Annotated in this window: 2 protein-coding genes; both read left to right on the forward strand. The window is 51.7% G+C overall.

The features are described from left to right. Window positions 1-339 precede the first annotated feature (339 nt). Window positions 340-5,169 (forward strand): beta strand repeat-containing protein, encoded by a 4,830-nt coding sequence (locus tag B2Q61_RS12815; RefSeq protein ID WP_422652878.1) that lies wholly within the window; start codon window positions 340-342, stop codon window positions 5,167-5,169. Between the two features lie 8 nt (window positions 5,170-5,177). Then, window positions 5,178-8,476 (forward strand): Ig-like domain-containing protein (locus B2Q61_RS12820; RefSeq protein ID WP_349679341.1); only part of this gene is annotated, 3,299 nt, incomplete at its 3' end.

An 8,476-nucleotide genomic window follows, 5' to 3' on the forward strand; every position in this document is an offset into this window, starting at 1 on the left:
AATTTCAATAGCAGCGCCACCACAGCCACCAAATCACTGGTGCAGGATGTGTTACAACGGATTCAATACAGTAACAATACTCCCGCCGCAGATGCGGCCTTGCGTTATAGCTTGAGTGATGGCACGGCCAGCACCACAGCAGATGTGACAGTCACCAGCGACAGCGTCTATGTCACCAGCACCACAGATACCGCCACGATTAATATCAACGACGGCGTGAGTTTCAGTGAGGCGGTTGCCATTGCCTTAGCAGACACTACGGGTAGCCAGACGCTGATTTTATCCAGCGCCTTCACTAGCAGCATGTCACTGGCTGGAAATTTGAGCATTGCCGAAAACATGGCGATTGATGCCAGCGCCGCAGGGTCAAGCTTTGTGATTGCCGGCAGCACCTTAACCTTAGGTTCGGGTGTTACCCTGTCTTTAACCCACGCTAATCAATTGCAGATTTCAAGTACTATTAATGGTGCGGGTAACTTGTCTAAAGCAGGAGCGGGTACCTTGCGCTTGACCGGAACTAACAGTAGCCGCACGGGTAGCACCTCTGTACTGGGGGGCACATTAGACATTGACGCTGACACTAACCTGGATGGTGCCAATACTGGTGTCTTGACTTTAAATGGCGGCACCTTGGCGATGACGGTGACCGGCGGCTCCACTGGTAATCCCGTGATTCAAACGATTAATAATCCCATCACCCTGGGCGCCTCTGGCGGTTCATTCAATCCAACCGGCGGTGGTGGTCGAAACATTATTAATCTGTCCGGGGTGATTTCCGGTAGCGGTAATCTGACTAAAATTGGCGCTTCAGTGTTACAACTTAGCGGCAACAATAGCTATTCAGGCCAGACCTTAATCACCAATGGTGGGCTGATTTTGAGTCACAACAATGGTTTAGGGTCAACCTCTGGCAGCACTACCGTTAATGCGGGATCGGCACTGCGAATTGCCGCAGGTGTGGTTAGCCCAGAGCCACTGTTTCTCAATGGTACAGGCAGAAATATTGACGCTGTCGACTATGGTGCACTGGGCGCAGATGCCTACAGCCTAGGCACCAGCACAGTGTCCGGTAATATAGCGTTATCTACCGATACGAATATTAGCGTTACTGGCGGCAGTAATTTGATCGTAAGCGGCAGCGTTAGCGGTACAGGCACTCTGACTAAGACTGATACTGGTAGCCTAACCTTAGCGGGTACTAATACTAATTCTGGCGCCACATCTGTCTCTGCAGGCACCTTAGTGCTGGATAATGGTGCTGCCATAGCAGACAGCACTGCGGTCAGTATAGCGTCTGGGGCGACATTGCGACTCGATGCCAGTGAAACCATAGGAGTACTTTCTGGCGCGGGAACACTGGCCATGAATGGGGCACACCTTACGGTTAATCAAACCAGCGATAGCAGTTTTGCCGGCAATATCACCGGTAGTGGCAGCAATTTAACTAAGTCGGGTTCGAGTAAGTTGACCCTTTCGGGTACTAACACTTATACCGGTGTTACCAGCATCAGCGGCGGCAGCTTAAATCTAACTGGCGCCTTGAGTGGCACCACTGGCGCCACTATTGGCTCGGGTGGCACCTTAGAAGGTTCGGGCAGTCTCTTTGCCACCAGTTCAGCCAATACCTTGACTGTGCAAAGTGGCGGCATTTTGTCACCTGGTATCTCAGGACCTGGCACAATCACAATCAACGGCAACCTGACCATAGCGGCAGGCGGTGCCCTGACGACACAAATTACAGGGACAGTGTTAGGCTCAGGTTATGACTCAGTGGCAGTAAACGGCACAGTGGATGTGTCAGCGGCCACACTGAATGTTAGTCACAGTTATACCGCAGGTTTAGGGGATAGTTACCGCCTGCTGGTTAATGATGGCGTGGATAGTATAACTGGGAGCTTCTCAGGCCTGCCTCAGGGCGGAACGGTGACTGCCAGTGGTAATAGCACTGTGCTTACCGCCTATTATGCTGCTACCGATGGCGGTGCTTACAGTGGCGGTAACGAGTTTATGTTAGTGGCGCCGGTAGACAGCACGCCGCCGACAGTGTCTTCTGTCACAGTACCCGCCAACGCAACTTATGTTAGCGGACAGGTGCTGGATTTCTTGATTAATTTTGATGAAAACGTCACCGTTAACACAGCTGGCGGCACGCCGCAGCTAGCGTTAACCATAGGGGCGACCATTCGTCAGGCTACCTATCAGAGCGGTTCTGGCTCATCAAGCTTGTTGTATCGCTATACGATACAGAGTGGTGACGCCGACAGTGACGGCATTGCCATCGGTGCTTTAGCCAGCAATGGCGGTACGTTGCGGGATGCCACTGGTAATAATGCGAACTTAACCCTGAACTCAGTGGGCTCCACAGCATCTGTATTGGTGGATGCGGTCGCGCCAATTGTGTCTTCGGTCAATGTGCCAGCTAATAGCACTTATGTTAGCGGCCAGAATCTCGATTTCTCGATTAATTTTGATGAGAATATCACAGTCAATACTGGTGGCGGCACGCCGCAGTTGTCGTTAATCATCGGTGCAACTGCTCGTCAGGCGGTGTACCAAAGCGGTTCTGGCTCCTCGAGCTTATTGTATCGCTACACGATACAGAGCGGTGATGCTGACAGCGACGGTATAGCCATCGGCACCTTAGCCAGCAATGGTGGCACGCTGAGAGATGCGGCTGGTAATAATGCTAATTTGACGTTGAACGCAGTAGGCTCGACAGCATCTGTGCTGGTGGATGCGATCGCGCCAAGTGTGTCTTCGGTCAATGTGCCAGCTAATAGCACTTATGTTAGCGGCCAGAATTTTGACTTCGCTATTAACTTTGATGAAAACATCACCGTCAATACCGGTGGAGGTACGCCGCAGCTGGCGTTAACCGTAGGCGCGATCACTCGGCAGGCAGTGTATCTGAGTGGTTCGGGTACTTCGAGCTTATTGTATCGCTACACAGTGCAAAATGGTGACGATGACAGTGATGGTATTGCCATTGGCAGCTTAGCCAGCAATGGTGGCACGCTTAGAGATGCGGCTGGTAATAATGCTAATTTGACGTTGAACGCAGTAGGCTCGACAGCATCTGTGCTGGTGGATGCGGTCGCGCCAAGTGTGTCTTCGGTCAATGTGCCAGCTAATAGCACTTATGTTAGCGGCCAGAATCTCGACTTCGCTATTAACTTTGATGAAAACATCACCGTCAATACCGGTGGAGGTACGCCGCAGCTGGCGTTAACCCTAGGCGCGACGACTCGGCAGGCCGTGTATCTGAGTGGTTCAGGTACTTCGAGTTTGTTGTATCGCTACACGATACAGAGCGGTGACGCTGACAGTGACGGTATAGCCATTGGCAGCTTAGCCAGTAATGGTGGCACATTGCGTGACAGCGCTGGGAATAATGCGAACCTGACGTTGAACTCCGTAGGCTCAACAGCCTCAGTATTGGTGGATGCAGCAGTGCCAGTAGTGGCAGGCGTTACGTCATCTAATGCTGATGGCAGTTATAAGGCTGGTGATGTAATAGTACTGCAGCTCTCGTTTAACGAAACAGTCACTGTAACAGGTTCGCCGCAGTTAACTCTGGAAACTGGGGTAACCGACCGCACAGTCAATTACGGCTCTGGTTCAGGCTCCAGCACCTTAGTCTTTAATTACATTGTTCAAGCAGGGGATGGTTCTGGCGATTTAGATTATACGGCTGTCAATGCTTTAATGTTAAATGGTGGCAGTATTAAAGACAGCGCTGGCAATGCAGCCAGTTTAATCCTGTCTTTGCCTGGCACAACTGGCTCACTTAGTGCCAACAAGGCATTAATTATTGATACGTCTGCGCCAACTGTGCCCGCGGCGCCGGATTTAATCGCCGCCAGTGACACAGGCAACTCTGATACCGATAATATCACAGATATTACCACGCCAACTTTTAGCGGTACGGCGGAAGCTAGCAGTATCATTACGGTCTTAATTGATAATATCAGTAACGGGACTACCACGGCGGATGGCAGTGGCAACTGGACGTATATAGCTACAGTGTTGACCGCTGGCTCACACACTGTTGCAGCCACCGCAACTGACGCTGCAGGCAACGTGTCTGAGAGTTCGGCAAATCTGAATATTCAAATCGGCTTTAACGCACCGGCAGCGCCAGCTGCGGTCAACGCCACTGCAGGAGATGCGCAAGCGAGCGTAAGCTTCAGTGCCCCTGTCAATAACGGTGGCGCAGTTATTACCAGCTATACCGCGACCTCCAGTCCGGGTGGCCTGACTGCGAGCGGTGCGGCATCACCTTTAACTGTTACAGGTCTTACTAATGGCACGGCGTATACCTTTAGTGTGACTGCTACTAACTCTGCCAATACCAGCGTAGCGTCAGTCGCATCAAACAGCGTTACGCCGGTCGCACCGAACTCTGCGCCAACCATTAACGGCACGCCAGCGACTACTATCGCACAGGACACGGCTTACAGCTTTGTGCCAACCGCAACCGATGTGGATGCGGAAACGACCCTGACCTTTAGCATTGTTAACAAACCTACGTGGGCCAGCTTTAACACGGCGACCGGTGCGTTAACCGGTACCCCAGCTAATGATGATATTGGGGTGACCAATGCGATTGTGATCAGTGTCACGGATGGCAGTTTAAGTGCTGCGCTACCGGCGTTTAACTTAAGCGTGACCAACACTAACGATGCGCCAACTATTAGCGGCGCGCCTGATGTGACCGTAGCGCAAGATAGCGCTTATACTTTCACGCCTACCGCAACCGATGTGGATGCGGATACCACGCTGACGTTCAGCATCGCCAACAAACCAAGCTGGGCCAGCTTTAACACGGCGACCGGTGCGTTAAGCGGTACCCCAACTAATGATGATATTGGCGTAACCAATGCGATTGTAATCAGTGTCTCAGATGGCAGTTTAAGTGCGGCGCTACCAGCGTTTAACTTAAGCGTGACCAACACCAACGATGCGCCAACCATTAGCGGCGCGCCTGCTGTGACCGTAGCACAAGATGCGGCTTACAGCTTTGTGCCAACGGCCGCCGATGTGGATGCGGACACGACGCTGACCTTTAGCATTGTCAACAAACCGAGTTGGGCCAGTTTTAACACAACGACCGGTGCGTTAACCGGTACCCCAACTAATGATGATATTGGGGTGACCNNACGACGCTGACCTTTAGCATTGTCAACAAACCGAGTTGGGCCAGTTTTAACACAACGACCGGTGCGTTAACCGGTACCCCAACTAATGATGATATTGGGGTGACCAATGCGATTGTGATCAGTGTCACGGATGGCAGTCTAAGTGCAGCATTACCGGCGTTTAACTTAAGCGTGACCAACACCAACGATGCGCCAACCATTAGTGGCACGCCAGCGAACAGCGTTAATGAAGGCGAAGCATACCATTTTGCCCCAGAAGCGAATGACGTCGATCCGGAAACAACCTTAACGTTTAGTATTGTGAACAAGCCTGAGTGGCTGAGCTTTGATACCTCTAACGGTGGGTTAAGCGGTACCCCGACTAATGAAGATGTCGGGGCAACGGCAGGTATTGTTATTTCAGTCTCTGATGGTGAGCTATCGGCCAGCCTGGCTGCCTTTACGCTAAACGTAGTCAATGTTAACGATGCGCCGAACGCCAACGATGACAGCTACAGCTTGCCTATCGCTGCCGATAGTATCTATATCCTGGATGTGCTGTTAAACGACACCGATCCGGATGAAGATGTGTTGCGGATCACCGCTGCCAGCAGCAGCGTTGGTCAGGTTTCCATTGTGGATAACAGCTTGCGCTTTGCGCCGGCTGATAACTTTAATGGCCAGGCGAGCCTGGAATACCGGATCAGTGATGGTGAGTTAAGTGCCATGGCCAGGGTTGAGGTGACTATTAGCGGTGTTAATCCGTTAGCGCCAACCATAACCATAGCGCAAGATATTGATGTTAATGCCAGCGGTATGTTTACCAAGGTGAATTTAGGCGCTGTTAGCGCGCGCGATGCCCAGGGCAATCGTTTAGCGGTAACGTTACTTAATGGCCAGCCGCTGTTTGCACCGGGTAAACACCAGGCATACTGGCAAGCGACCGATGCCAACGGTATCAGCAGCACCGAAACCCAGGTGGTCAATGTGCATCCGCTGGTATCCCTGAGCAAATCTCAGCAAGTGAATGCCAATAGTGCCGTGACGGTAAAAGTATTGCTAAACGGTGCTGCGCCGCAGTATCCACTTGATATTAACTACAGTGTCAGTGGCTCTGCAATGGCAATGACGGATCATGATCTGGCAGGTGGCACGGTGCAAATCACCAGTGGCAACAGTGCAGACATCCAGTTTAATGTGTTCGCTGATTTAGCAAGTGAACAAAGCAAAGACATCGTCATTACCCTGGATGAGAGCCTTAACCTGGGTACAAATGCCAGCACGCGTATTACGGTAAGTAATGCCAATATTGCGCCAGAGGTAAAACTACAGGCTGCTCAAAACGGCGTGATCAGCAGCCAGCTAAGTAAAACAGCGGGGCCGGTTACGGTGAGTGGCGTTGTGTCCGATGTGAATGCATCAGACGCATTAAGCTTAACCTGGCACGCGGAGACGTTAATCAACACGGCAACGGATCCGGCGCAATTTGTATTTGACCCTGCAGCTTTAGCAGCGGGCGTGTACAAACTGACCTTAACGGCCACCGATAGCGGCAGCCCTGCCCTGAGCACTACGCGCACCATTAACCTGTTGCTGGTAAACAGCCTGCCAGTGTTGGGCGATGGCGACAGCAATGGTAACTTAATACCCGATGCTGAAGAGGGTTATGGTGATCGCGACGGCAACGGCATACCTGATTACCAGGACCCGGGTTTGTCGTGCAATGCATTGCCAGAGCAGTTGCAGCAGGTGAGCAGCTATCTGGCTGAAGCCGAGCCAGGCGTTTGCATGTTGAAAGGCGCCACGTCTTTGCTAACTAACACGGGCGGCATTGAATTGGGCAGCGACATCGTGCCGCTGCTGGAACCGGATATGCAAGCGACCAACACGGGTGGGATATTCGACTTTGAGTTGTCTCAGTTGCCGCAAGCCGGGGATAGTATTCGTATTGTAATACCACAACGTCAACCGGTACCGGCAGGTGGTATTTACCGCAAGTACACGACAGCGGCTGGCTGGGCTAACTTTGTCACAAATGCTAACAATAGCCTGTTCAGTGCAAGCGGTAACGCTGGCTACTGCCCGCCACCGGGTGATGCTAGCTGGCAAGCGGGTTTGACTGAAGGCCATTGGTGTGTGCAGTTGCTGATAGAAGATGGTGGCCCGAACGATGCTGATGGTATTGCCAACAACAGTATTGCGGATCCGGGTGGCGTTGCAGTGCCGTTTTCTAATAATGCGATACCACTGGCAACTGCAGATACTTACAACCTGCAATGGAACAACAGCCATGAGCTGAATGTATTAAGTAATGATAGTGACGCAGACAATGATTCCCTGCAGATTACCCAGGTATCAGCCAACTTCGGTCAGGTCAGTATCAGTGATGATATGACGCAGCTGATTTATACACCAGAAACTGACTTTATTGGCAGCGATACGTTGGTATACGGTATCAGTGATGGCAAGGGGGGCACATCTAGTGCACAGGTCGCTATTGTCGTCTACTTCAATCAGGCACCTCAGGTTGTTGCTACGGCAACTGCCAGTACCAATGATCGTACCGCCATTAATATCGATGTATTAAGCAGTGCCAGCGATCCAGACGGTGATTCACTCAGTATTCTGGTAGCCACTGCCGAACAGGGCATGATCAGCATCTCAGAAGGCATGCTGCGCTATGTTCCTAAAGCTGGCTTTGATGGTACTGATCGGGTGAGTTTTGTTATTAGCGATGGCCGCGGTGGTATCGCGCAAGGTGAAGTATTGGTATCGGTTCAAGCGTATGAGGTGATTACGGTAGTGAATAAATCCTCTGGCGGTTCTACCGGCGTGTGGGGCTTAATGTTGTTAAGCCTGTTATTACTGCGTCGGTTAAAACTCAATGCGGCAGTACGCTTTACCCGTTTTACAAAGGGCGCTGCCGCCATGTTGATGGTGTTGCTGAGTTCGGTCTTGCTTGTCAGCACGCCAACGGCGCAAGCAAAGGGTTTGACGTTTGACGGTTATATTGGTCAGAGCACGGCGAGCAAGTCTGCAAGTGATATTGCGGCTGGCTTGCCAGCAGAGGCAAGGTTGCTGGACTACGACAACAGCGCCACCAGCTTTGCGCTGGGGGGGAGCTATTCGTTGACAGATAAGCTGGCGTTGCAAGCGCATTATGTTGATTTAGGCGAGACGTCGTTCAGCATTGAAGCGGATACCCTCAGTGCTGAGCAGCTGCATCAACAAATCTCAGCGATAGATTCGTTACTGGCAAAAGGTATTCGCAGCGGCTTCAGTTATAAGGTATTGCAGGTGGAAGGCTGGTCAATGGCAGTGCAAGGTGGTGTATTCAG

Source organism: Arsukibacterium sp. UBA5043 (assembly GCA_002415085.1).
Taxonomy (GTDB): Bacteria; Pseudomonadota; Gammaproteobacteria; order Enterobacterales; family Alteromonadaceae; genus Alishewanella.